General features: G+C 47.1%; 19 protein-coding genes. 13 read left to right on the plus strand and 6 right to left on the minus strand.

Features of this window, described 5'->3' with window-relative positions; translation table 11 throughout:
- Positions 1-124 precede the first annotated feature (124 nt).
- The 6 genes from BLA28_RS14155 (at position 125) to BLA28_RS14180 (ending at position 9649) form a co-directional block, all read left to right on the plus strand.
- On the plus strand, positions 125-1987 hold the full coding sequence (locus BLA28_RS14155; RefSeq protein WP_071699236.1) for an elongation factor G: 1863 nt from the start codon (positions 125-127) through the stop codon (positions 1985-1987).
- A gap of 191 nt (positions 1988-2178) precedes the next feature.
- Positions 2179-3759, plus strand: a complete 1581-nt coding sequence (locus tag BLA28_RS14160; protein ID WP_071699237.1) for a tetratricopeptide repeat-containing diguanylate cyclase — start codon at positions 2179-2181, stop codon at positions 3757-3759.
- On the plus strand, positions 3756-5339 hold the full coding sequence (locus tag BLA28_RS14165) for a GGDEF domain-containing protein (RefSeq protein ID WP_069158532.1): 1584 nt from the start codon (positions 3756-3758) through the stop codon (positions 5337-5339). The genes BLA28_RS14160 and BLA28_RS14165 overlap by 4 nt, the downstream gene beginning before the upstream one ends.
- Before the next feature lie 58 nt (positions 5340-5397).
- Positions 5398-6015 (plus strand): TetR/AcrR family transcriptional regulator, encoded by a 618-nt coding sequence (locus BLA28_RS14170; protein WP_044971295.1) that lies wholly within the window; start codon positions 5398-5400, stop codon positions 6013-6015.
- 107 nt (positions 6016-6122) lie between these two features.
- A complete protein-coding gene (locus BLA28_RS14175; RefSeq protein ID WP_069158531.1) occupies positions 6123-7922 on the plus strand; it encodes an ABC transporter ATP-binding protein in 1800 nt (599 codons plus the stop codon).
- A complete protein-coding gene (locus BLA28_RS14180) occupies positions 7919-9649 on the plus strand; it encodes an ABC transporter ATP-binding protein (RefSeq protein ID WP_069158530.1) in 1731 nt (576 codons plus the stop codon). The genes BLA28_RS14175 and BLA28_RS14180 overlap by 4 nt, the downstream gene beginning before the upstream one ends.
- A 23-nt stretch (positions 9650-9672) precedes the next feature.
- Here the strand turns inward: BLA28_RS14180 and BLA28_RS14185 are convergent, their stop codons facing one another.
- The 6 genes from BLA28_RS14185 to BLA28_RS14210 all read right to left on the minus strand — a co-directional run bounded on the left by BLA28_RS14185 (position 9673) and on the right by BLA28_RS14210 (position 15953).
- Positions 9673-11790, minus strand: coding sequence for a PTS sugar transporter subunit IIC/EAL domain-containing protein (locus tag BLA28_RS14185; protein WP_069158529.1), 2118 nt, complete (start codon positions 11788-11790; stop codon positions 9673-9675).
- 273 nt (positions 11791-12063) lie between these two features.
- On the minus strand, positions 12064-13719 hold the full coding sequence (locus BLA28_RS14190; RefSeq protein WP_081330130.1) for a sensor domain-containing diguanylate cyclase: 1656 nt from the start codon (positions 13717-13719) through the stop codon (positions 12064-12066).
- Between the two features lie 191 nt (positions 13720-13910).
- Positions 13911-14663 carry an SDR family NAD(P)-dependent oxidoreductase gene (locus BLA28_RS14195; protein WP_069158527.1) on the minus strand — a complete coding sequence of 251 codons (753 nt, stop codon included), beginning with the start codon at positions 14661-14663 and terminating at the stop codon, positions 13911-13913.
- A 1-nt stretch (position 14664) separates the two neighbouring features.
- Positions 14665-15270 carry a TetR/AcrR family transcriptional regulator gene (locus BLA28_RS14200; RefSeq protein ID WP_069158526.1) on the minus strand — a complete coding sequence of 202 codons (606 nt, stop codon included), beginning with the start codon at positions 15268-15270 and terminating at the stop codon, positions 14665-14667.
- A 127-nt stretch (positions 15271-15397) separates the two neighbouring features.
- Positions 15398-15607: a helix-turn-helix transcriptional regulator gene (locus tag BLA28_RS14205; protein ID WP_009250380.1), complete on the minus strand. Its 210-nt coding sequence runs from the start codon at positions 15605-15607 to the stop codon at positions 15398-15400.
- Between the two features lie 10 nt (positions 15608-15617).
- On the minus strand, positions 15618-15953 hold the full coding sequence (locus BLA28_RS14210; protein WP_069409947.1) for a DUF6442 family protein: 336 nt from the start codon (positions 15951-15953) through the stop codon (positions 15618-15620).
- Positions 15954-16251: 298 nt separating this feature from the next.
- Between BLA28_RS14210 and BLA28_RS14215 the strand changes: the two genes are divergently transcribed.
- The 7 genes from BLA28_RS14215 (at position 16252) to BLA28_RS14245 (ending at position 25746) form a co-directional block, all read left to right on the plus strand.
- A complete protein-coding gene (locus tag BLA28_RS14215; RefSeq protein ID WP_071699238.1) occupies positions 16252-18975 on the plus strand; it encodes an FAD-dependent oxidoreductase in 2724 nt (907 codons plus the stop codon).
- Positions 18968-19312 carry a hydrogenase maturation nickel metallochaperone HypA gene (locus tag BLA28_RS14220; protein WP_009250377.1) on the plus strand — a complete coding sequence of 115 codons (345 nt, stop codon included), beginning with the start codon at positions 18968-18970 and terminating at the stop codon, positions 19310-19312. The genes BLA28_RS14215 and BLA28_RS14220 overlap by 8 nt, the downstream gene beginning before the upstream one ends.
- Before the next feature lie 36 nt (positions 19313-19348).
- Positions 19349-20398 (plus strand): DUF5692 family protein, encoded by a 1050-nt coding sequence (locus tag BLA28_RS14225; protein ID WP_069158523.1) that lies wholly within the window; start codon positions 19349-19351, stop codon positions 20396-20398.
- A 214-nt stretch (positions 20399-20612) separates the two neighbouring features.
- A complete protein-coding gene (locus BLA28_RS14230; RefSeq protein ID WP_069158522.1) occupies positions 20613-22322 on the plus strand; it encodes a sensor histidine kinase in 1710 nt (569 codons plus the stop codon).
- The gene (locus BLA28_RS14235) at positions 22300-23052 is read left to right on the plus strand and encodes a response regulator transcription factor (protein WP_044969255.1); all 753 of its coding nucleotides are present in this window, start codon (positions 22300-22302) and stop codon (positions 23050-23052) included. Before BLA28_RS14230 ends, BLA28_RS14235 begins: the two co-directional genes overlap by 23 nt.
- A gap of 103 nt (positions 23053-23155) precedes the next feature.
- Complete coding sequence (locus BLA28_RS14240; RefSeq protein ID WP_069158521.1) at positions 23156-24721, plus strand: ABC transporter substrate-binding protein; 1566 nt, start codon at positions 23156-23158, stop codon at positions 24719-24721.
- Positions 24722-24831: 110 nt separating this feature from the next.
- Entirely contained in the window at positions 24832-25746 is a 915-nt protein-coding gene (locus BLA28_RS14245; protein ID WP_016359838.1) for an ABC transporter permease, read from the plus strand.
- Positions 25747-25751 lie beyond the last annotated feature (5 nt).

Below are 25751 nucleotides of genomic sequence, written 5' to 3' on the forward strand. Positions count from 1 at the left end.
AGCGTTTTATCGTGAACTTTTTAACCACAGTTTCAGACTGTGGTTTTTTTGTACGCTTTTTACCGCAGGCAGGCATTCCGTTCCCATAAAAGGAATGTAAAACTGACTGGAAAGCGTATAATATATGGAAAACAGAATATTGAATCTGGGCATTATGGCCCATGTGGATGCAGGAAAAACCACTTTGACGGAGAGTCTTCTTTATTACAGCGGAATTGTAAAAGTAAGGGGGAGCGTGGATAAAGGTACCACCATCACGGATTCCCTGGAATTAGAGCAGAAGAGGGGAATGACGATAAAGGCTTCCACGGTATCCTTTCCTGTCGGGGATGTGAAAATAAATCTGATAGATACTCCGGGGCATGTGGATTTTATCGGAGAGGTAGAACGCTGCCTTCGGGCATTGGATGGAGTGATTCTTGTAATATCGGCAAGAGAGGGCGTGCAGCCGCAGACCCGTATCCTTTTCCGCCAGCTGAAAAAAATGCGGATGCCGGTCCTGTTTTTTATCAACAAAATTGACCGGCCGGGCGCTGATTATGAAGCGGTTTGCGCCCGGATCCGCTCCCAGCTTACGAAAAGGCTTCTTTTCATGCAGGAGGTGGTAAAAACTCCTGAGCAGGATTATCGGATCAGGGATTATGGCTTTGATGACAGCGCATACACCGATCAGATCCTTCTCAGTTCGGAAAAGCTGCTGAATAAATATCTGGAAGGGGAAATGGCCGGTGAAGAGGAGCTGACGGCGGCCGCCCGGTTCCGGGCGGGTAAGGGAAGGCTATATCCGGTCTATGTTGGTTCGGCGCTGAAATGTCTGGGAATAGAGCCGCTGATGCAGGGAGTTATCCGGTGGCTGCCGGTGAGAAGGCCCGGTACAGACAGGCTTTCCGCTTATGTTTACAAGGTTGAGCATGATGAGAAGGAGCATAAGCTTGTTTATTTCAGGGTGTTTTCGGGAAGTATCAGACAAAAGGATAAAGTACTGATTGCGGGTACAGAACAGGAAATTACGATTAATAATCTTCGGACCGTGAACCGGGGAAAGCAGATACCGGCTCAGGAAGTAAGCGCAAACGATATAGGGATTCTGACGGATGTTCCGGCATTGAAATGCGGCGATTTTCTCGGCAGCATGACGCCCGGTAAGGGGACAGGACTTCTGATGGAGCCGATGCTGTGTGTGAATATACAGCCGGCAGAGGAAGAGGACAGATACAGGCTTCTGGATGCCCTGAATGTATTGGCGGAAGAGGATCCCCTTCTTCATATACGGATTCCGGAAAGAACCGGTGAAATCCTGGCAGACCTTTATGGAAAACTGCAGATAGAGATTTTGAAGGAGCTTTTTTGGGAACGATTTGGGCTCAGGACGGTATTTTCCGGAATGAAGACGATCGGCAGGGAGAAACCGGCAGGCCCGGTGTATGCCGAAATCCGTCTGGGTGAAAAAGGAAATCTTCACCGGGCAGGAATCGGAATCCGGATAGAACCGCTGGAAACGGGGGCTGGGAACCGGTATGAGACACAGGTCTCCTTCGGTTATATTGAAAAATCTTTTCAAAATGCGGTACAGGAAGGTGTCATGAAGGCTTTGGAGGAAGGAATTTCCAATGAAGTTACGGATACGCTGGCAGTTTTTGCAGATGCTGATTATGACAGTGTGACAAGCACGCCGGCCGATTTCCGCCGGCTGGCGCCCAAGGTGGTTCAAAAAGCGCTCCGGCAGACAGGGGTCATAACCCTGGAGCCATACATGAACTATCGTCTCATTGCTCCGGCAGGGGATGAAAAAAGAATTATGGCAAAGCTTGCAAAGCTGCAGGCGTCGGTTGAAAATGTCATCTATAGTGACGGAGAAATGGAGGTTCTGGGAGAAGTTCCCTTTGATACGGCTAAGGAGTTTCAGGTGGATTTAAGAAGTATGACGGACGGCAAGGGGATTTTTGAAATGGAATTTCTGGAATACAGAAGGGACAGGCAGGAATGAAAAATTTTTAGAAAAATCCATTAATTTCTCAGATAATTTTCTTTTTCCCATATCATTTATAGAATAAAAATGATAAAATAAATGGAGTGTATCTTGAATGGGAGCTTAAAGGAAAGCGGCGGTTCTCTGAATGACAGTACCGCAGATGGTCCCGTCGCTAAGGGAATGCGGATAAAGTTAGGGCAGTGATTATGGCAGAAAATAGGAAGCGGTTTACAGAAGACTTTACTTCACGTATTCTGGAAGTACGATATACAGATTTGGAAAAGGAAAAGAGGCTGTGCCTGGAATTGCTTGTATTGGCAAAGGAAGAATGCGATCTCTATGGGGAGGTATTTGCCCTGGCCTATATGGGGGATTATTATATTGCGGTCTCCGATATGGACAGGGCGGGAAAATATCTCCTGAAAGCCCAGAGGATGTTTCCGGAGGATCAGGACTGGGAGGAGCTTCGTCTGGGGCTTACCAGTCTCCTCGGAATCTATTACGACATGCGCGGGGATGAGCAGAATGCAATTGATTATTATTTGAAGGCGGTTACCATTGCGGAAGAGCTCGGAGACGCGGACAGGGAATGTGTGGTTTTAAATAATCTCGCCTTTGCTTTTCAGCGGCACCGGTGCTACGAGGTGGCGCTGGAATTTTATCAGAAGGCTTACTGGCTGCAGAAAAATGCCGGAATCAACCCGGTTCGTTCCATACTGTTGGAAAACCTGGCTGAGGTTTCTTTGTTTCTGCGGCAGTACGAGGAAGCAAAGGAATATATTCTGGAATTTGAGGAAAACGAAAAGGATCCTCTCCAGAGGGTGGTAATGGGAGATAAGAACTGGTGCTGCTACTACGGTGCTGTCGGTGAGCGTGAAAAAGCGCTGGTCTATGCGGATCGCCTGCTCAGGAATCAGGATGTCATTAATGAAAATAAAATGACAGCCTTTGAATCCTATCACATGCTGTGCCGGAGCATGATGGAATTAAGAGAAGCCGATTATGCCGGCCGCTTTCTGGAGGCGATGGAGGAAGTCAGCGTCGGAGGAGGACTGGATCAGGTACAGACTCTGGAAGAGATGCGGATACAATATTATCTTTTATTTGAGCCGCCGGAAAAGCATCCGGAGGCATATTGTGTTTTTTACAAAAAAAATCAGCAGTTCAGGGCCAAGATCGACGAAACGATAGCAGCGGCGATGAAGACCAGGATTCAGCTGGAACAGCTGATGCAGCAGGTTGAGGATATGCAGTCCGAGCAGGAGATACTGGAACGTGAAGTGAACCGGGATGAACTGACAGGAGCCTATAACAGAAGATTTCTGGAGACGCTGATACGGGAGCATACCGATGGGGCGGCGGAAGAAAGCTTTGCGTTTATTGTCATGGATGTGGACTGCTTTAAGGAATACAACGATTTTTACGGACATCTGAAGGGGGATGAGGCCCTGAGGGTAATTGCGGCCTGTATGATGGAAGGCGCCCGGGAGCGGATATATGCGTCCCGTTACGGCGGGGACGAATTTGTATGTGTCTGTATCGGCCTTACGGAAAAAGAGATCCGAACCTATATTGAAGGAGTGAGAGCCCGGCTGCATGCAAGGGCAATCCCTCATGAAAAATCCCTGTGCAGCGGCGAAGTGACCCTTTCTGCCGGCTATGCCGCAGGGATCGTAAAAACGCAGATTGAGGTGCGGCAGCTGCTTCAGCTTGCCGACCATGAGCTTTATAAAAGCAAGAATTCCGGGCGCAATACGTTTACGGGGAAAAGGGTGGATATATTATGATGGAAAATGACAAAAATAATAAGTCTTCCCTGCCGGAGGCCCGGTTAATGCAGCAGATTTTGAAAGCCCGTCATACAGATTTGGAAGAAGAAAAAAGGCTTTGCAAAGAACTACTCTCTGTTTCGGAAGCGGAGCAGTATTATTACGGCAGCGCCTTCGCCAATGTATACCTGATGGACAGTCAGCTGTCCATGGGAGAATATACCAGCTGTGACTTTTATCTGCTGCGGGCCGTTTTCCTGTGCAGGGAGTATGGCTATGATGATTTGATGCTGGTACTGTGCAACAATGCCGGCCTTTACTACCAGAAGCTTAACGATGATCAGACGGCTCTTTCCTATTTGCTGGAAGGGAAAAAGCTGGCTGAGAAGCTGGGTGACATCACGATGCTTGGCAAGCTGTATAATAATATCGGCTATTCCTTCGGCGGCAGGGATGACTGGGAGAGTGCGGGAGTATATTTCCGGCTGGCATACCGGACGGTGGAAGACCATTTGGATGAAGAAAACAAAAGGAGCTCCATCAGCTATCTTAGCAATATAGCTGAGGCATGCAGAAATCTGGGAGATCTGGAGGGCGCAAGAAAAGCCATGGAGCGCTGTGAGGAGCTGGGTGCAGACAGCGCTTACAGCCGCGTCAGGTTAGGCGTCAGCTGGTGTTCCTATTATGCCATGTGCGAAGATTGGGATAAGTTTACCGAAATGGCCGACAGGCTTATAAATTCGGATCTGTTGGCTGTGGAGGATCACTTTTTTATCTGTGACATGGCGGAAAGCCTGTGCACGGAAATGCTGGCAGCGTGTGATGAAAAGCGCGCGGACCGGCTGCTGGCCATCATGGATAACCTGGAATATGATAATTCGCTGTCCCTGAAGTATCGGATTCAATGCCTGAAAATCCGCTGCTGGGAGCAGTTCGGGGAAACAGATAAGCTGGATCAGGCCTACCGGGATTATTATGAAATCGTAAAGGATGTTTCCGCTGTGGAGGACGATATGCGTATCCAGAGCATGCTTTCCAAAATCCAGATTAACCAGGCCATGCATGAGCACGAGGAAATGGTCCGGAATAAGCGCGCCCTTGAAAACGCCAGCCAGCTGGATGAACTCACCGGCCTGTACAACAGACGGTATTTCAATAAACTCCTCAGCAAGATGACTCATAAAGAGGATGGGAAAAAGCTGGGCTTCATTATGCTGGATGTGGATTATTTCAAGCCATATAACGACTTCTATGGGCATTTTAAAGGGGATGATGCTTTAAAATCAGTGGCCCGTGTTTTGAAGGATAACCAGATGGACGGCATGTATGTGAGCAGATACGGCGGAGATGAATTCGTATGTCTGTGTATGGATTTGGAGGATCGGGATATAGAGGAGTATATAAAGCGGGTCGGCAGGGATATGGAAGCCGTGGCAATTCCCCATGAAAAGAGCCCCGGGCCGAAAGTGCTTACCGTTTCCATGGGATACTGCAATGAGATATACAGGAAGGGAATGGATTGGGAGCCGGTGCTTAACCGGGCGGATCGGGAACTGTATTCGATAAAGAAAAAGAAAAGAGCCCGTATTAAAAATTGATTGACAAACATCTTGATTCGCCGTATCATATAACAGTGTTATATGCGGAGGTAGGTTAATGAATGAAACGGAACAGACAACATTAAACCTGATCCTTTCGGCCGCCATGCAGGAATTTCTTGAAAAAGGTTTCAAATCCGCTTCTTTGCGTAATATTGTCAAAACGGCAGGAGTCACAACAGGCGCGTTTTATGGGTACTATAACAGCAAAGAGGATTTATTTGAAGCACTGATAGGCGAACAGTATGACTTCCTTTTAGACTGCTTTTGCAGGGCACAGAAAGAATTTGCTGACATCCCGCCGGAAGAACAGCCAGACAATCTTACCGACATATCCGGCGAATGTATGTATGAAATGCTTTTGTATGCCTATGAACATTTGAATGAGTTTAAGCTCATTCTCTGCCGATCAGAGGGGACACGTTTTTCCAAACTGATTGATGAAATGGTAGAGATAGAAACAAAAGGAACTCATGATTATTTAGCGGTGCTTGAAAAGTTAGGCAGACCGTCGCCGCCGATTGATGAACGGTTAGAGCATATATTGATTACCGGCATGTTTAATACATTTTTTGAGCTGATTATACATGAAATGCCGCTTGAAGAAGCAAAGCATTATCTGAAGGAAATGAGAGCTTTTTACACCGCCGGGTGGATGAAAATTATGGGGCAATAAGCCCTGTAATTTTTACATATGAGTTAGTTAAAACTAACATATTCCGTGGATATTCGAGAACGCATCTTGCGTTTTCCTATCATAAATAATTTTAAGGAGGTTTTACAATGAAAAAGCAATCGAATCTATCGAGATTGATGGGGTATGCCGGGAAACATAAAATATTAACCTATCTTTCTTGGATACTGTCTGCAACGAGTGCGCTGTTGGCTCTTGTGCCTTTTTGGTATATATGGCGTATCATTCATGACATACTGGAGGTTTCCCCTGACTTTTCACAGGCGGGGAATGTGACACACTATGGCTGGTCTGCTGTGTTGTTTGCGGTTATATCTGTTGTCGTTTATATAGCCGCCCTCATGTGCTCGCACATAAGTGCCTTCCGGGTGGCCGCGAATATCCGAAAAGAACTTATGCGGCATATTGCGGCCCTGCCGCTTGGAGTAACAGAAAAATATGGAAGCGGAAAGCTGCGCAGAACGGTAAACGATGCCAGTGCCGCTACGGAAACTTATCTTGCGCACAGACTGCCCGATAAAGCAGGCGCGATTGCAACACCCATAGGACTGCTTTTCCTTCTGCTTTTGTTTGACTGGCGATTAGGACTTTTAAGCCTGGTTCCCGTTGTGCTCGGCTTTCTGATTATGATGAAAATGACCGGAAAAGACATGGAGCAGAGAATGAAGGAATATCAAAATGCGCTTTCCGATATGTCAAATGAAGCGGTCGAATATGTAAGGGGTATACCCGTGGTTAAAACTTTCGGACAGACAATATTTTCTTTCAAACGCTTCAAAGCGACGATTGATAATTACGAAAAATGGGTAATCGCATACACAAAAGCATTACGTCTCCCTATGATGTTTTATACAACCGCAATCAATGGTGTATTTGCCTTTTTAATCGCGGGAGGTATTCTCTTTACGAGGAGCGGCGTAACAAATGAACTGCTGCTGAATCTTATTTTCTACATAGTAATTACGCCTGTTATCGGTACGACCTTGACCAAAATAATGTTTATGAGTGAGGACGCAATGATTGTAAGTGACGCAATGGGCAGGATTGATGAAGTGCTGGGTGAAAAGCCGTTGTCTGAAAGCCCGGTGAATAATATACCGTCTGATAATTCAATTGTATTAGAGCACGTTACCTACAGCTATGACGGGGAGAAAAATGCACTCAAGGATGTATCTTTGCGGATAAAGCCGGGACAGACAATCGCATTAGTCGGCGCGTCCGGCGGCGGTAAGACTACCCTTGCAAATATCGTAACAAGATTTTTTGATCCGGATGAGGGACGCATACTAATAGGAAATACCGACATACGTGAAATTCCGAAAGAAACATTGATGAATAAAGTGTCTTTTGTATTTCAGAACAGCCGCCTTATTAAAGCGTCCATCTTGGAAAATGTGCGTATGGCAAAGCCGGGAGCGACGCGCGAAGAAATCATCCGGGCCTTGAAAGCTGCACAGTGCATGGATATTATTGAAAAGTTACCGAACGGCATTGATACCGTTGTTGGAACAAACGGCGTATACCTGTCCGGCGGCGAACAGCAGAGAATAGCAATTGCCCGTGCTGTTTTGAAAAATGCGCCTATCCTCATTCTTGATGAGGCGACGGCATTTGCCGACCCCGACAATGAGGTGCTGATTCAGCAGGCATTATCTGCTCTTTCAAAAGGAGAATTAAATAGCAATTCCCCTGGAAAAACCGTGATTATGATTGCACACAGGCTGTCGTCTATCACAGACGCAGACTGCATTTATGTACTGCAGGACGGCAAAATTGCCGAAAGCGGCACACATAGCAAACTGATAGAGAGAAACGGCATATTCACGCGTATGTGGAAGAATTATTCCGAAGCGGCAGAATGGAGAATTGCAAAGGAGGCAAAAGCATGATTAAGACATTGCAAAGACGCTTTGCGTTATCAAAAGAGGGGGCCGTCGATTTAATAAAAGGGTGTATTGCCTGCGTTGCACAGGATATATCTTTTATGTTTCCTGTCGGGCTTCTGTATTACTTTGTCATTGATACTATGAATGGAGGCGTGAGTGAAAACCGCATAGTTTTTTATGTAGTTGGCGCTTTGGTTTGCTTATGCCTTATCTTTATCGCGACTTGGTTTCAATATAACACTACTTATTTAGCAACCTATGTGGAAAGTGGGGTAAGGCGTATTTCCTTAGCCGAGCAGCTCCGAAAAATCCCGTTATCCTTTTTTGGCAAAAAAGACCTTGCCGATTTGACCAATTCTATTATGGGAGACTGTGCAACACTTGAAACAGCATTTTCCCATTATGTCCCCGCCCTGGCAGGCGCCATTATTTCAACAACGCTGATCGCGATCTGCCTTTTTGTTTACGATTGGCGTATGGCTCTTGCGGCGGTTTGGGTTTTGCCGATTGCATTTGCAATCACATTCTTTTCGGCCCGCATACAAGGGTATTTTAACCGTAAATCCGTAGCCGCAAAGGTCGCTCTTGAAAGCGGTGTGCAGGAGTGTATTGAGAGTTTGCAGGACTTAAAAGCCAATAATGCGGAAGAATGTTATCTGAAAGGACTCGGCAGAAAGATTGATTATGTGGAAAAACGGCACATTATTTCAGAACTTGGAACGGCCCTTTTTGTTGTCTCGTCCACGCTGATATTAAAGTTTGGGATTGCCACGGTTGCGCTTGTAGGTTCCGCTCTGCTCCTTCGCGGGGAAATTGATATTCCACTGTTTTTTATGTTTTTACTTGTCGCTTCAAGGCTGTATGCTCCGCTTGAAGGCGCATTGCAAAATCTTGCAGCAGTGATTTCTACCAAAACAAACATAAACCGCATGAACGAAATCCTTGACCAACCGTTTCAGACGGGCAGCAACCGGGTAACAAATAAAGGCTATGATATTGTTTTCGACCATGTGGGATTCGCTTACAATACCGGGGAAACCGTATTGAAAGATGTATCTTTTATTGCAAAACAAGGGGAAGTTACCGCATTGGTCGGTCCGTCCGGCGGCGGCAAAACGACGGTGTCACGTCTTGCCGCAAGATTTTGGGATATCACTAAAGGCAAAATCACTGTCGGCGGTATGGATATATCGAAGATAGAACCGGAAACATTATTGTCGCTGTACTCCATTGTTTTTCAGGATGTGACGCTGTTTAACAATACAATCATGGAGAATATCAGAATAGGCAGAAAAGACGCGACAGATGAAGAAGTGATCGCGGCGGCAAAGTTGGCAAATTGTGAAGAATTTGCCGAGAAACTTCCGAACGGATATAACAGTATGATTGGTGAAAATGGCTGTGAATTGTCCGGCGGAGAAAGGCAGCGTATTTCAATCGCCCGCGCTTTCCTTAAAGATGCCCCTGTCATTTTGCTGGATGAAGCAACAGCAAGCCTTGATGTGGAAAATGAAACACTGATACAGGCGGCTTTGTCAAGGCTGATAAAGAATAAGACCGTGCTTGTTATAGCCCACCGTATGCGTACGGTCAGCGGCGCGGATCAGGTCGTTGTGCTTTCGGACGGCTGCGTTGCGGAGCAAGGTGCGCCGGGAGAACTGATGGATACAGGTAGGATTTATCCCCATATGGTAAAGCTGCAGATGATTAGCCGGAACTGGGGGATTTAGTATGGATACCCCCCTGCTGGTAATTACCGCTGTCCTTCAGCGGTATTACCGGCTGTTTTGATATACTCCACCAATTTATCCATCGGCAGCGGCCGGCTGTAATAGTACCCCTGATAAAACCCGCAGCCCAGCTCCGCCAGAATGTCACGCTGTTCCTTCGTTTCCACATATTCGGCTAAAATACGTAAATCAAGGCTGCGGGCCATCCGGATAATTCCGGATATAATGTCCCGGGAACGTCCGTTGCCGGGCAGCTGGGTTACCAGATGGCCGTCCAGCTTGACTTCATCGAAGATGCCTTCCTGCAGGTACAGGATTGAATTGTGGCCCATGCCGAAATCATCCAGACTGAAGGAAATGCCGTTGTTCTGCAGCTTCTTAATATCATCCATCAGCGAATCCGTAATTTTCATGGCCGATCGTTCCGTTATTTCCAAGGCAAAATGAATTCTTGACAGCTGAGTCTCTTTTAAAACCATGTAGGTATTATCAAAAAAACCATTTTCCTCAATCTGCTTTGCTGATATATTGATGGACAGGATCAGGTCGTTTTCCAGCTGGGGATCCAGTATTCTTGCATCATTACAGGCTCGGTTCAGCAGATAACTGTTCAGCTCATTCAGAAAACCGCCCTCATAGGCCAGGGCAAAAATAACCGGAGGAGAGATATAACCGGTGACCGGATGCTGCCAGCGAAGCAGTGCCTCGATTCCATGTATATTTCCTTCCCTGGATATCTGGGGCTGGTAGAAGAAATCCACCTGGCCGCGGTGGAGCGCATTTTTCAGATCCAGGGACAGTGTTTTGGCATAATAATTATAGGGATATTTGTGGCTCAGAAATAACGGCAGGTTGCCGCTGCTTTCCCCTGCCTCCATATCCTGTTCCATCTGCCGGACGATCTGCTGAAATTCAGCCGTTTCCTTTTGCTCACTCCGTCTGATAAAGGGGATATAAATACAGATTCCCACCACGAGGTTAATGAGCTGAAGGATACTTCCTGAGATGGAGCCGGTTGCCTTGTAGCCGCTGAAAAGAATGGGAACGGTCCAGTCCACGGATTGAGTGACAACAGGCACAAGCCCTGAGGCCGTCGCAATATAGCTGATGAGAGTGAGTACGACAGGCGTAAGGATGAAAGGAATCGCCATTGTAAAGTTATAAATAATGGGAAACCCGAACACGGCTATTTCGCTGATATTAAAAAAAGCGGAGGGCAGCGCCACATATGCTATTTTCCGGTTAGGGCTTCTCCTGGACGCAATACACAGGGCGATAATGAAGCTTAATGCGCAGCCGCAGCCGCCCAGAAAGGCAAAGGTATCCAGAAATGTCTTGGAAAAGATTTCCGTGGGCACCTGGCCGGCCAGTAAAAGGGACTGGTTTACGGAAACATTCGGCTCAAATAATCTTCTGGACACAGCCTCCAGCGTATTGGTGCCATGGACTCCGAAGAACCAGAGTACATGGGTGATAATCACATAAAGCAGGATACCGAACAGATTGTCGCTTAATTCGTCAAATATTTTCAGGAATATATAGGCTCCGAAATTAGTTATGTTATTGCTTCCCCAGGCGGTCCGGAGAAGATAGCCCAGGATCGCAAAAAAAGCGATAATGATAATTACGGGAAACAGACTCTGGATGGAGATATTGAATAAATATTCCGCACCTGTGGTATGGAGCTTTTCCATGCGGTCGCTCAGCTTCAGTATCCTGCGGAAGAGAATACAGGACGCCAGTGTGATGAACATGGCTGTAAAAACCCATTCCGCATTAAATACGTATTCCTCATGATCCTGTATGCCTCCGCAGAAAGCCATATAAGAGCATAGTGCAACAACCGGATACAGAATGTACATGTCTATTTCCGCCAGAAGCCCATAGGAAAGGCTGATAGTAATACAGAGGACGAGGGCCAGGGAACCGAGGCTGATGTTATATAAGGTCGTTAACAGAGCGACAGCCGAACCATTCAGAAAATTGTGAAGAAAGGTCTGGTAGCTGTCACTTGGAAAATTCAAAAAGAGCAGGGAAAAAGATCCCAGAGTGAGAAAGGGAATAGCCAGCGTGAGTCCCCGACGTATGGATTGAGCTGTAATTGAGTTTCGAAAACGGGATAAAATCGGCTTGGATTCCATGCATACTCCTTCCGCCATTTAGTAGAATAAAGTTCGTTTCTACATAAGCGTTACCATAATAGTGTATAATAAACCTACATATAAAACAATAGTAAAAAACCAGTTGTTGTGGGGCGTGGGAGAGGGTTCATATATCTATACCTATAATATGAAATCATCGGCAGAATGTGGAAAATATTACCAGATATGTAGTGAGAATAGTCGTGATAGAAAAGTGGCAGAAAAAACATAGCTGTATCAGAGCCGCGCTGTATCCGCGGCCCTGTATATTTATCAGGTATTTGCTGTTTCGCTACCTGGGTATTCCAGAATGAGGTGCCCGTTTTTCCCGTTGTTTTTTACCCGGTACATGGCGGAATCCGCAAGGCCGATCGCCTTTTCTGCGCTCAGTGTTTCTCCTTCCATGACAGTAAAATCAATTCTTACGGCGCCGATACAACAGTAAATGGGCAGGCAGCAGTCACTGCCTCTTATTACAAAACTGCTTCCCGCTTTTTCCTCAATCTGTCTCAGGCACTGGTCAAGGGAACGGACGTTATCCGGTTTTTCTATGATTACAAGGAATTCATCGCCGCCGACCCGGCCGACGGTGCCTTCGGATTCCCTGGTCAGCAGGGAGGTCAGGAACAGCAGCACCTGATCGCCTACATGGTGTCCGTACTTGTCATTAAATATTTTGAAATCATCGATATCCAGGAAAAGAACAGCCATTTCCGTATTTTCTGAACAATGCCTGTCCAGCGCCTCCTGAAGATACTGGCTTATGCGTTCCTTGTTGAGAACCTTGGTGAGGGCATCCTGTTCGGCCTTTTGCTGCAGCAGGCGCCGCTGCTGGGCTTTGTAAAGACTTTCCGTCTCTATATAGTCAATCAGGTTGTTGACTTCCACCGCCAGCCTGCCGATCTCATCCTTACGTTCCACGGAAACCCGGAGGGAATAATCCTGGGATTCCCGGATGTCCGTCAGCGTGGAGGATATGCTTTTTATCGGATGGACAATGCGTTTGGAAACAAAGGAACCGATCCGGAATGCCAGAATGGTACACAGGGATATCATGAAAAAAGCCAGAATATAGTATACATATTTTTGGGACAGGTAATTATCCATGCTGACGGTCAGCAAAACCCGCCATTGTGTGTAGTTTACATTGGAATAATAGGTGATATAGCCCTTTCCGCCTACCTTATATTGAAAATATCCCTGAGGATTTTTAACAAAATCAATGCTCTCGTAATTTTTTATATAGTCCTTGCGTTCGGCAGCCGATGTGACAAAATTATCCCTGCCTTCCTCAGACGTTCCGGCGCTTATGATCTGCTGCCGGCCATCCAGAAGGTAGAATGTGGCATCATTCCAGAGCTCAGCCCGTTCCCGGATGCCTTCGTAGAAATCCAGATTGATTTCCATGAGGGAATAGCCGAGAGTCTCCCCCTGTTCATCAATTCTTGCAATAGCCACAAGGGTTTTGTTGCCCTGACCGTCAATCAGGATATCTGAAAAAAAGAAATCCTGATCCCCCATGCTTTTAATCAGAGAATCAATACCATCATTAGCAAAGGTACTGTGTTCTTCACTGCATGCAACAACACGGTAATCAGAGTCAATCAGGGCAAAGGTGTTCAGATAGCTCAGGCTTTCCACCCGGGAATAAAGCATATTATCAAGATACATACACAGATCTTTATCCAGGCTGCCTTTCATGGCGGCTCTGGAGATATCCATGGTACCGATCATGGTCATATAATCCTTCTGCTGCTCACAAAAATCCGTCATTTCCGTAACATGGGTGGTTGCAACAACATGAAGGCTTTCGATCAGGGCATTCTGCAGCCCGGAGGAATAGATATAGGTGGTTATCAGGCTGAAAAGCAAAAAGGGAAGAGCGATCATGAGAAAGACGATCCGGTACATGGAAGTTCGAATATTCATAAGGGGCACCTCGCCGCGTGATATAAAATCGGTACCGGACGGCTGCTGGACGGCCCTGCAGGAAGGCGGTGGAGATCCGGGGGTACTGTCTCTATTATAACCCCCCGGATAAAACCGTCAATATGAAATGTTCCGATCTCTGACTTCTGATTTGGGACAGCCGCAGGGAAGGAATTGCCGCTGTCTTTGATTTATGTCATATTCTGCTTCCTTTTCAGCAGTGCGCTCATGGAACGCCCCATTTTTACGGGAAAAAGATAGCACAAAGCTGTCTGAAGCTGCTGGCCGACAGAATGGCAGATATAGAAGCTGTCTTTATTTATCCTGTCTGCCAGGCCATAGCCCACAGCTTTCGGATCCGCCATGAAATCCCGGGGTACCGGCAGCGGAGCGGCAGACCTGGTTCTGGTGAGCGGGGGATGAATGAGCTGGAACCGGATTCCCTTATCCATATATTCAAGATTCAGACATTTGGCAAGGGACTCGATAGCCCCCTTTGACGACGCATAAGGGCTGATATCAGGAAATCCCATAATGCCCACGCCGGAGCTGGTAAAAATCACCTTTCCCTTTCCTGCTTTTTCCATGTAGGGAACGACGGACTTTGCAAGTCTCAGCGCTCCGAAGTAATTGACATGGAAAACTTCTTCATATACGGTACAGTCGGTATCTTTCATAGGACCGAAAGTACAAAGGCAGGCATTATGTATGGCGATGTCAATATCACCATAGTTGGTTACGCTCATCCGGACGGCTTCCTGTATTCCGTCCTTATTTCTGACGTCGCAGATAACAGGCAGAAGCTGTGCAGGGTATTTTTCTTTCAGCTTCAGAAGCTCCGTTATTTCCACATCAAGCACAGTAACATGATTTCCCAGTTCCAGCAGGTGCTCAGTCAGATAAAATCCAATTCCCTGGTTCCCGCCTGTAATTATAATATGCATATTAGTTTTCCTTCCGATAGGTTTGTAAAAAGCCGTCTGCCGCAGTCATGACAGCCTGTTTGAATTGTTCCGTATCCTTTTCTGTACAGACGTGGTTCATGTACTGATAAAAAAATAAAAAGACAGGGGAATAGTATTCCAGCGCAAGATGCCGCGGATTTTCTTTTTTGAGATAACCGATATCCTGCAGCCTTTTCATGACTGCCGTCTGAAAATCGAGAGGCTTTTCTATGCACCAGTAAACATACTGTTCCCGGAGCTGATCGTTATGGCTGCGTTCATGATTCAATATCATAAGGATCCGGCAGATAAAGGTATCCATAAAATAAGATTGGATATATTGCTCCGTCACGGCATAAAAATGTTCGTCATCCATTGCCGTAATGCTGCTTATTCCTTCGTCCAGCCCTTCCATCATCTGCCGGGAGATATGGATAAACCTGTCCATAAGTGAGTCAAGAATGGCCTGCTTGCTTTTGAAATGAAAATAGAGGGAGCTGTCCTTAATTCCTATTTGTGCCGCAATATCCCTCACGGATGAGGAATCAAATCCCTTTCGGGAAAATAAATCCAGGGCGGCTTCCTGTATCAGTTCTTTTGTTTCCATAATAATAGGACTCCTTTCCGTGCCTAGCACTCGCTAGATTCATTATATCAAGCGAGTGCTAGGCAGTCAAGTAAATAAAAACTGCCCGCACCCGATGGGAAGATATGATCTGCGTATCAGAGTATACTCAGTCAAAATAAAATAAGTCTTCGAATTTTTTATCCAGCGCGATGCAGAGGATCAGCGCCAGCTTGGCTGTAGGGCTGAACTGGCCGGTTTCGATGGAGCTTATGGTATTGCGGGAGACACCCACCAGCTCAGCAAGCTGTGACTGTGACAGCATCCGTTCATTTCGTGCTTCCTTCAGCCGATTTTTCAGGATTAATTCATCATTCATATTCCACCTCTCACCGCACCGCCTGCGAAGTCACTAAATTATAAATATGGGAAGCAGAGAGAAGGAGAACAAAAATAATATAAATGACCGCCATAAATATTTCATGCTTTTTTTTCATGCGGAAGGCCTTGACGGTGAAGGCTGCGGCGGGGATGGAAAAGACTACGGCATACAGTCCGTAATTAATCCCCCCGCCGGTTAAAATCTGTATGACAAAAAATACGGTGGCCAGAATTCCAGCTGTGGCGGCTCCGATATTTCTGCCCTCCTTCAGAATTTCTTTTTCATAAATATCCTGATTCTTATTTTCCTTACGGCTTTTTTCCAATATTTGATCTTTTTCCATAACCGGTATCCTTTCCTGGTGCCAAGTTTTCTTGTCAAGAACAGAATAGCACTGCCAAGTTAACTTGTCAATATGTTTTGCCAAGTTTTCTTTGCACTGGCTGGTTTTATGCAGCAGCATGTGAGAACAGGGCATTTTTCATATGTTACAGACAATTTTGAAAATATTTTACAAACTTTTGTTTATAATAAGCAAGAAAAAAATAAAATTACATGATATAATATATGATATAAATGAAACGGAAAGGGTTACTTGTTTGAAAACACTGTCAATATGACTAAAACAAAGGAGATGAACCATGGCAGAAGGAAGAGAATTGATACTGAAGCTCGGTCAGAAGATAACGGACAGGATTGGAGTTAAGGTAACCACATCGGATCCGGAATACTGGGGGCTGGCATGCGTGATAACGGATGAGATGGCGGAGGTCGCGCTGGCTATGAAGGTGAGGGTTCCGGCTACGGCCCAGTGGATTGCGAAGCGGTGTAAAAAGAGCGTGGAGCGCACGGAAGAGCTTCTTCAGGAGATGAGCGTTATCGGCCTGATCGAATACAACTGGGAGAATGAAGATCATCATAAGCAGTATGTGCTTCCCATGTTTGTGCCCGGCTGTGCGGAATTTATGATGATGAATGCAAAGCAGGTGGAGGAGCATCCGGAGCTGGCGGATTTCTTTGAACAGATGGCCAGGCTGCCTCTGGAAAAGGTGACTCCTATGGTGCCTTACGGCGGGGCGGGTATCGGCATGCATGTCATCCCTGTGGAAAAAGCCATTCCCGCCAGGCAGGAGTCTGCCGATATCGAACATATTTCCCACTGGCTGAACAAATACAAGGATAAATATGCGGTAGGCGCCTGTTCCTGCCGCCGCCAGCAGCGTGTGAGGGGAGAGGGAACCGGCGATCTGGAGGATGACCTGTGCATCGGCGTCGGCGACATGGCTGATTATCTCGTGGAGACAGGGAAAGGCCGCTATATCGATTATGAGGAAGTCATGGAAATCCTGCAGCGGGCGGAGGATAACGGCTATGTCCATCAGATCACCAATATTGACGGAGAGGAAAAGATTTTTGCCATCTGCAACTGCGCCATCGGTGTCTGCAACGGACTGCGTACCTCCCAGCTGTTTAATACCCCCAATATGTCCCGCTCAGCCTATCGTGCCAGTGTGACAAAGGAGGACTGTGTGGCCTGCGGCCGTTGCGTGGAATATTGTCCCACAGGCGCGGCGAAGCTGGGACAGAAGCTGTGTACAAAGGACGGGGAAATCGAATATCCCAGGCAGGAGCTTCCGGATGAAACAAAGTGGGGCAGGGATAAATGGAGCGTGGACTACAGGGACAGGAACCAGATCAATTGCTATGATACCGGTACCTCTCCCTGCAAAGCGGCCTGTCCGGCCCATCTTCCGGTACAGGGCTATATCAAAATGGCCTCACAGGGCAAATACATGGATGCGCTGAAGCTGATTAAGACGGAAAATCCGTTCCCGGCGGTCTGCGGCGCCATCTGCAACCGGCGCTGCGAGGATGTCTGTACAAGAGGAACGGTTGATCAGGCGGTGGCGATCGATGAGATTAAGAAGTTTATTGCCGAACAGGAGCTTCATGCGGAAAACAGATATATTCCGCAGATGCTGAATTATTCCGGCAAGCCCTTTCAGGAAAAAATAGCTGTGATAGGAGCCGGGCCTGCGGGAATGTCGGCCGCCTTCTATCTGAAAAAGCAGGGCTATCCGGTCACTGTTTTTGAAAAGGAAAAGAGACCCGGAGGCATGCTGATGAACGGGATCCCTTCCTTCCGACTGGAAAAGGATGTGATTGAAGCGGAGATCGACGTTCTGCGGGTTATGGGCGTGGAATTTAAGTGCGGAGTGGAAGTGGGACGTGATATTACCATAAAGAAGCTGCGGGAGGAAGGCTATAAAGCCTTTTATGTTGCCATCGGAGCACAGGCCGGACGTAAGGCCGGGGTTCCGGGAGAAGAGGCGGAAGGGGTACTGACGGGGCTGGAGTTCCTGCGTTCTGTGAACCAGAATGCGCAGGAGGTCAGACTTTCCGGACGCACCATCGTCATCGGCGGCGGAAACGTGGCGGTGGATGTGGCGAGGACAGCGCTGCGGGCGGGATCGGATACCGTTTCCATGTATTGCCTTGAGTCAAGGGAAATCATGCCGGCTGCTGCCGATGAGATCGCGGAAGCGGAGGAAGAAGGAATCACCATATGCAATTCCTGGGGGCCGAAGGAAGTCCTTACGGAAAACGGCAGGGTATCGGGAGTGGTGTTCAAAAAATGTGTTTCCGTATTTGATGAAACAGGCCGTTTTAATCCCGGCTATGATGAAGAACAGCTGCTCACGGTGGAATGCGAGGCTGTCCTGGTGTCCATAGGGCAGTCCGTCCAATGGGGAGAGCTGCTGGCGGGAACGAAGGCGGAATTGAACAGGAACGGTACGGTAAAGGCCGATCCGCTGACCCTGCAGACCGGGGAGCCGGATATCTTCGTGGGAGGCGATGTATATACGGGACCGAAGTTCGCCATTGACGCCATTGCGGCAGGAAAAGAGGGAAGCGTGTCCATACACAGGTTTGTCCATGAAGGACAGAGCCTGACCATAGGAAGAAACCGCAGACAGTTTATAGAGCTTGACAAAGAGAACCTGAAGCTGGAACCGGAATCCTTCGACAATGCAAAGCGTCAGATACCGGGGCGGAAAAGCCCGGCCCAAAAAGCGGACTTCCATGATCTGCGCAGCACATTTACCGAGGAACAGGTGAAGACGGAGGCAAACCGCTGCCTGGGCTGCGGGGCGACCATAGTGGATCCGAATAAATGTATCGGCTGCGGCATCTGTACCACTAAATGCGAATTTGACGCGATCCATCTCAGCAGGGATCTGCCGGAAGCGAGCAATATGTATAAGGCAGAGGATAAGATGAAGGCCATACTTCCTTATATGCTGAAGCGGGAAATAAAGATTAAGTTCAAAGGGAAGAAGGGACGTGAGGGCCAGAATGCATGAATTGGGGATCATTGTACATATCTCCCGGACACTTGAGGAGGTGGCAAAGGAAAACCAGCTTACGGAAATCGGCTCCGTGACTCTTGAAATCGGAGAGGTCAGCGGAGTGGTTCCCGAGTATATGACAGACTGCTGGAAGTATTACCGCAGGAAATCAGAGCTTTTGGAAGAATCGGAATTAAAAATTGAAATCCGTCCCGCGGTAACCTTTTGCGAAGCCTGCCGGAAAACTTATCCCACGGTTCGGTATGGCAGACAATGCCCCGGCTGCGGCAGCTGGGAAACGAGCCTGTTAACGGGAAATGAGTGCAGCATTAAGGAAATCGAAGCCTGCTGAGAAAAGCCGGCTTACAAAGTATAAGGAGGGGAGCTTATGTTATTTCATGTTTACGGCAGCAATGCCGCTTCTCAGTGGATTGCCATGATTGCTGTTTTAGTGGCGCTTATCCTGCTGAACGAATTTTCAAGAAGGAGCAAATTCGGAGGGCTTTTCATGTTCGGAGTCCTGCCGGCGGCGCTTACTGTCTATTTTGTCGTGATTGCCGTGTCTGCCGGACAGGGAGCGGAGTGGGCACTTCAGAACCAGACCTACCTGTATATGAACGGGTGGTTCCATTATGCGAAGCTTTATGCTTCCCTGGCCGGCTGTATCGGTTTTATGCTGATAAAGTATGGATGGGGTATCGGTAAGAAGCATTGGTTTAAGGCGTTCCCTTTTGCCATTGTGGCAATTAATATTCTTATCGCTGTCGCCAGTGACTTCGAATCGGCGGCAAACGGCTGGAATTCCTGGTGGATGTCCTCCGAGAGCGTATGGCTGTACGGCGGCTGGCATAACATCATGAATGGCATCGCAGGCATACTGAATATCTTATGTATGACCGGCTGGTGGGCGGTATATGCCTCCAAGGATAAGAAAGACATGATCTGGCCGGATATGATTTGGGTTTATATCATCGTTTATGATATATGGAACTTTGCCTATACCTATAACTGCCTTCCCACCCATGCATGGTTCTGCGGTGTGGCTCTGCTGCTGGCGCCTACCATTGCAGCCCTCTTCTGGAATAAGGGCGGATGGATCATGAACCGTGCCAATACCCTTTGTATGTGGTGTATGTTCGCACAGGTATTCCCGCTTTTCCAGGAAACCTTCCCGGACGGCACGGCCGCATATAATTGGGCAACCATACCGGTTCAGTATGCGGACGGCACGATGAACGGCATTGCGGCCGGCGGGGCTGCCAATGCGAATCCTGCGGCAATGCTTATCGTAAGCGCGCTGGCGCTGCTTACCAATGCCGCTGCGCTGGGATATATTATTTACAAGTCTGTGAAAAACAAGAAGAATCCTTATACGGGTGAAGTATTTACGGAATTTAAGTATTATAAGGATGCACTGGCAAGAGCGGATGTGAAATAAGCCCGGAAGCAGGAATGTGGGGCTTCATAAAGAAGGATACGGAAGAACGGTCATGCGAAGGCATGGCCGTTTTGCCATGTAAGGAGTCCCGGTTATAGATTGGGCATTTTGGAAACAGGAGCCATATTTGCAATCCGGGGACGGTATGTTACAATAAACTACATATGTGTTTGAGAGACTCGGAAGAACAAGATACGCTGCAAAGGAAAAGACGATGGAAGAAAAAACAAAGCTGTTTGGATACAAAAATTCAGTCACGGTCAAAAGCCTGGCCCTTATGATTATTCTCAGCACGGCGATTCTGCTGGGGATGGAGCTTATCAGTTTTTATTATATGAGTGTCTATGAAAAGAGCATCATGGAAAATTACCGTAATTCGCTGGAAATGTACTGTTCCTATTGGGACAATAAGCTGGATATCATCAATAATTCCCTTCTTACCGTTACCAGTTCCTCCAGCAGTGACAGCTCCTATTCGAATGTCTGTAATTCCAGGGATGAGCTGGTGTTTCAGACCGCCAAAAAGCTGCTGGTTAACCGTATGTCGGATATTGCATGGAACCACGAGAATGAAGTGCTGGTTTTTGTTTATGTCCCTGACAGAGAGGTATTTCTGAAATCAACAAATCATCTGGTAAGCTATGACAAACGGCTGGAAATGGATCAGGATATCAAGAAATATGCTTCCGGCATCCGCTCCTATAATTCAACCAAATGGGATTATTTCAAAAGCGGGACAGAAGACTTTTTTATACAGGTATACCGGATAGACGGCGGGTATATAGGCGCGCTGGTTAAATGCCAGACGATTCTGGACGGAGTGGTACAGGATAACGGAATGGTAAGCGGCATCGGGCTTACGGATGATGAAGGGAAAATAACCTATTCGCTGCGCGGGGAAGCCGGCGGCGAGGAAAAAAAGGATACGGCAGTGCTGCTGATACCCATGACACATATCGACGGACAGCTGAAGGTAGAAGCACAGCGGCAGAATCTTTTCGGGGATAAAACCACCTTTACATTCCTGTCACTGATAACCGTATCCCTCGGGCTGCTTCTTCTGGCCTGGAATGTCCGCTACCAGGTGAAGGCGGTGCTTGGCCCTCTGAATAAGCTGCGCAGTGTCATGGAGAAGTTCAGCCGGGGAAATCTGGATGTACGTCTTGAGGAGAAGAATACAAACAGTGAAATCGATGTCCTGAACCATACCTTTAATGAGATGGCGGAGCAGATCGTGGATTTGAAAATCGATGTGTATGAAGCGGAGCTGGCAAGGGAAAAGACGGAGAGCAACTATATGCGGGTACAGATTCAGCCTCATTTCTATACCAATATTTTAAATCTGATTTACGGCCTGGCACAGCTTAAGGATTTTGCTTCCATTCAGAAGCTTTCCATGACCACAGGTGCCTATTTCCGTTATCTCCTTGGGGAAAAGGGAACCTTCGTCCTGCTCCGGGAAGAGATCCAATGCGTGAAAAACTATATCCAGATACAGCAGATCCGGTATAAGGATGAAATGGAATTTGAACTGAATGCGGAAGAAGGGATGGAAAGGCAGATGGTACTTCCTATGATTCTGCAGACCTTTGCGGAAAACAGTGTGAAGCACAATATCGGCCTGGTTCCTCTCCTTCGGATCCGGATAGACATATCCTCCGGAAATGACAGGATTTATATTACCGTGAGGGATAACGGCGCCGGGTTTGAACCGGATATGCTGGAAAGAATAAATAAGAATGAGAATATAAGCAATAAAGGGGAACATATCGGTATTACCAATGTAAAGGAACGTCTGCGTATCTTTTATGGCGATACGGCTAGCGTGGAAATCAACAGCAGGCCCGGAGAAACCTTGGTTAAGGTGGTTCTGCCGGAGATACTTACACAGGAGGAGCGCAATGAATATCATATTGGTGGATGATGAAACAGCTATGCTGGACATTCTTCAGCAGGTAATCCAATGGGAAGAGCTTGGGATCAAAAAGGTATATACGGCCAGGAATGCGGAGCAGGCAAAGGAACTGCTGCAGGAAAAGAAAATCGATATTACGCTGTGCGATATTGAAATGCCCAAAGAAAGCGGGCTGGATTTGATCGAATGGATACAGGGGCTGTATCCGTCTGTAGTGAATATCATACTCACGGGACATGCAGATTTTAATTATGCCAGAAATGCCATTTCTCTTGGGGTTTACCGATTCCTTTTAAAACCCGTATCCTTTGAAGAGGTGGAGCAAACGGTGCGGGATGCAGTGGAAAAAATAGAAAGCGAGCTGGTTCCCGGCGACAATAGGACACAGGGCAAGGAACTGAGCGCTGTGGAGGAAGTGAAGAAATATCTGGAAAAGCATTATAACGAGGTCATTACCAGAAATGATGTGGAAAGCCTGGTTCATCTGAACCGGGACTATATCAACAGAGAGTTCAAGGAGGCCACGGGCTATACTCTTATGGAATACATACAGTACTGCAGAGTCTGTGCGGCGAAAAAGCTGCTGAGGGAAACCCAGGATTCGGTATCGGAAATCTGCATCAAGACAGGGTATGATCATCCCGCTTATTTTTCCAAAATATTTAAGAAAAGAACCGGCCTGTCGCCTCTGGAATACAGGAATTCCACAGAAAAACAGGAAAAGTCTGTTTTGTTATGAAATGGGTCTGATTTAAGGTGGCGGAGGGAAGTCTGTATTTTTATAATGAAATTATCAAATCCAAAGGCGCCGTTGGATAAAAAGAAAAAGGAGTGTATTTATCATGAAAAAGCGAATCTTATCCTTGACCTCCCTCATGCTTTCTGCTGTTCTTCTTTTTACGGGCTGCGGATCTGCCAAAGAGGATGCGGGAACTGCGCCTGCGGGTGAGGGCACAAAAACAGAATCACAGGCTTCCGATACTTCGGCTGATACAGCCTCCGATGCGGATACAAAGCTTCGTGACGGAAAAATGACAGAGCTTCGGGTGGTATTTCCCGGAGGAACCTCTTCCCCGGCGGATCTGGAAGCCGTGGAAGCGGGAATCAATGAAATTGTAAGCCAGTATATGGATGCCACAGTGAAGCTGGATATTCTGGAGTGGGGTGTTTTTTCGGATCAGCAGAAGCTGATGCTTTCCTCAGGAGAGGACATCGCGCTGATGTTCACTTTTGATTCTTCCAAGAACTACGCCGCCACCAATCAGGTCAGGGACATCACGGACTTATGCGGTTTGTATGCCCAGGATGCTCTGGACGGGCTGGGAATTTATGCCGAGGCATGTCAGATAAACGGGAAATACTATGGCCTTCCCACCTTTCATGAATATACGAAAACTTCCGGCCTGGTATGCAGGACAGATATCCTGGAAGAACTGAATATTGATCCTTCTTCGGTTAAAACCTGGGATGATCTTGAGGCTGTCCTGGCAAAGGTAAAAGAGGCGCATCCGGAAATGAATGTACTGAGCCCTGTGGAAGTAGGCTCCGGTATCCTGGATTATTACAATGAAGGGAAATTCGATGTTCTCACAGACGGTATCGGTGTCAGAATGGACGGGGACGGAACCGAAGTCCTGAACATGTATGATACGCCGGAATTTATGGAACTGGCCAAACTGGCCTATGATTGGAATAAAAAAGGATATTTCATGGCGGATGCCACGACTGTGACCGATACCAGACAGGATCTTCTGGCAGCAGGCAATACATTTGGCTATATCGGCCAGATACATCCCGGCACGGCAACCCAGGAACTGAAAAATTCAGGAGTGCCTGTAACCACAATCCCTGTGGGAGAAAAGGCTCTTACGACAGGAAACGTTAATTTTGCCCAGTATATGGTACCTACAGGCTGCAGCACTCCTGAAAAGGCTGTGAAGCTGCTTGATATCATGCTTACCAATAAAGATATGGCGAACCTTCTTATGTATGGTGTGGAAGGAAGCGACTATGTCATAAAAGATGAAGCCGCAGGTGTCGTAGGTTATCCCGATGGAGTGGACAGCAGCAATGTAGGCTGGAACAACGAAACCTGGCTGGCAGGAAACGGCGCTCTGGCTTATGCATGGGAATCTGATTCCGCAGACATCTGGAAACAATATGAAGAATTTAATGCCAGCGCAGTCACTTCTCCTCTGTACGGCTTTACCTTTGACACGACCAATGTGAAAACAGAAATTACTGCCATTACGAATGTGATTAAGAAATATAAGGCAGTGATCTGCGCCGGATATTCGGAACCGGAGGAAGCTGTTGCACAGATGGTATCCGAACTGCAGGCATCTGGCATTGACCGTATTGTGGAAGAAGCCAAAACGCAGATCGATGCATGGAAAGGGAATCAGTAAATAGAATGACAGGAAACCGGAATGTGAAATAAGGTTTCGTAAAAAGCGGTTTCTGCCGGAATAAGCCGGGAAGCCGCTTTTTATGCGAAGGGAAAGGAGACTGCCTTAACATGCAGAAAAAAGCAGTAAAAATAAGAAAATACCTGCCCGTTTATATCATGCTTCTGCCGGGCTTTTTATATCTTTTGGTAAATAACTATATTCCCATGACTGGTATGATCATTGCCTTTAAAAATGTGGATTTTGCGAAGGGAATTCTGCGCAGCGACTGGATTGGCTTTAAAAATTTTGAATATCTGTTCAAAACGCCGGACGCGTTCCGCATCACGAGAAATACGCTGCTGTACAATGTGGCTTTTATCATTGTGAATCTGGTAATCGGCGTTCTGTTCGCCATTCTTTTAAGTGAGCTTCGTTCCCGTATGGCGGTGAAGGTTTACCAGACGGTAATCCTTCTTCCGTATATGATCTCCATGGTTATTGTAAGCTATCTGGCCTATGCGTTTCTTGCGAGTGACACAGGGCTGCTCAATGGGGTCCTGACCACTTTGGGCTTTCAGAAAATATCGTGGTACACGCAGCAGGAATACTGGCCCTTTATACTGATTTTTGTAAACTGCTGGAAATATGTGGGTTACGGGACGGTTGTATACCTGGCTTCGATTCTGGGCATTGACCGCTCCTTATACGAAGCGGCTTCTGTGGACGGAATCTCCAAATTCCAGGAGATCCGGTATATTACGGTACCCATGATAAAGCCTACAATCATTACTATGGTACTGCTGAATGTGGGAAGGATTTTTTATTCGGATTTCGGGCTGTTTTATCAGGTGCCGATGAATTCCGGCGCGCTGCTTAATGCCACCAATACCATTGATACCTATGTTTACCGCGGGCTGATTACGCTGGGTGACATCGGTATGTCGTCGGCTGCCGGTGTTTACCAGTCGGTAGTCGGATTCCTGCTCATTATGGCCGCAAACTGGCTGACCAGAAAATACAGCAATGAAAATGCGTTGTTTTAGGAGGT

It is taken from the genome of Eisenbergiella tayi, from assembly GCF_001881565.1.
Taxonomy (GTDB): domain Bacteria; phylum Bacillota; class Clostridia; order Lachnospirales; family Lachnospiraceae; genus Eisenbergiella; species Eisenbergiella tayi.

Bases quoted from the DNA above. Each gene is read 5' to 3' on its own strand.
- BLA28_RS14235 (WP_044969255.1), top strand. From the start codon at position 22,300: ATGAATATCATATTGGTGGATGATGAAACAGCTATGCTGGACATTCTT.
- BLA28_RS14205 (WP_009250380.1), bottom strand. From the start codon at position 15,607: ATGAATGATGAATTAATCCTGAAAAATCGGCTGAAGGAAGCACGAAAT.
- BLA28_RS14155 (WP_071699236.1), top strand. From the start codon at position 125: ATGGAAAACAGAATATTGAATCTGGGCATTATGGCCCATGTGGATGCA.
- BLA28_RS14220 (WP_009250377.1), top strand. From the start codon at position 18,968: ATGCATGAATTGGGGATCATTGTACATATCTCCCGGACACTTGAGGAG.
- BLA28_RS14245 (WP_016359838.1), top strand. From the start codon at position 24,832: ATGCAGAAAAAAGCAGTAAAAATAAGAAAATACCTGCCCGTTTATATC.
- BLA28_RS14190 (WP_081330130.1), bottom strand. From the start codon at position 13,719: ATGAATATTCGAACTTCCATGTACCGGATCGTCTTTCTCATGATCGCT.
- BLA28_RS14160 (WP_071699237.1), top strand. From the start codon at position 2,179: ATGGCAGAAAATAGGAAGCGGTTTACAGAAGACTTTACTTCACGTATT.
- BLA28_RS14225 (WP_069158523.1), top strand. From the start codon at position 19,349: ATGTTATTTCATGTTTACGGCAGCAATGCCGCTTCTCAGTGGATTGCC.
- BLA28_RS14240 (WP_069158521.1), top strand. From the start codon at position 23,156: ATGAAAAAGCGAATCTTATCCTTGACCTCCCTCATGCTTTCTGCTGTT.
- BLA28_RS14230 (WP_069158522.1), top strand. From the start codon at position 20,613: ATGGAAGAAAAAACAAAGCTGTTTGGATACAAAAATTCAGTCACGGTC.
- BLA28_RS14180 (WP_069158530.1), top strand. From the start codon at position 7,919: ATGATTAAGACATTGCAAAGACGCTTTGCGTTATCAAAAGAGGGGGCC.
- BLA28_RS14210 (WP_069409947.1), bottom strand. From the start codon at position 15,953: ATGGAAAAAGATCAAATATTGGAAAAAAGCCGTAAGGAAAATAAGAAT.
- BLA28_RS14185 (WP_069158529.1), bottom strand. From the start codon at position 11,790: ATGGAATCCAAGCCGATTTTATCCCGTTTTCGAAACTCAATTACAGCT.
- BLA28_RS14195 (WP_069158527.1), bottom strand. From the start codon at position 14,663: ATGCATATTATAATTACAGGCGGGAACCAGGGAATTGGATTTTATCTG.
- BLA28_RS14215 (WP_071699238.1), top strand. From the start codon at position 16,252: ATGGCAGAAGGAAGAGAATTGATACTGAAGCTCGGTCAGAAGATAACG.
- BLA28_RS14170 (WP_044971295.1), top strand. From the start codon at position 5,398: ATGAATGAAACGGAACAGACAACATTAAACCTGATCCTTTCGGCCGCC.
- BLA28_RS14175 (WP_069158531.1), top strand. From the start codon at position 6,123: ATGAAAAAGCAATCGAATCTATCGAGATTGATGGGGTATGCCGGGAAA.
- BLA28_RS14165 (WP_069158532.1), top strand. From the start codon at position 3,756: ATGATGGAAAATGACAAAAATAATAAGTCTTCCCTGCCGGAGGCCCGG.
- BLA28_RS14200 (WP_069158526.1), bottom strand. From the start codon at position 15,270: ATGGAAACAAAAGAACTGATACAGGAAGCCGCCCTGGATTTATTTTCC.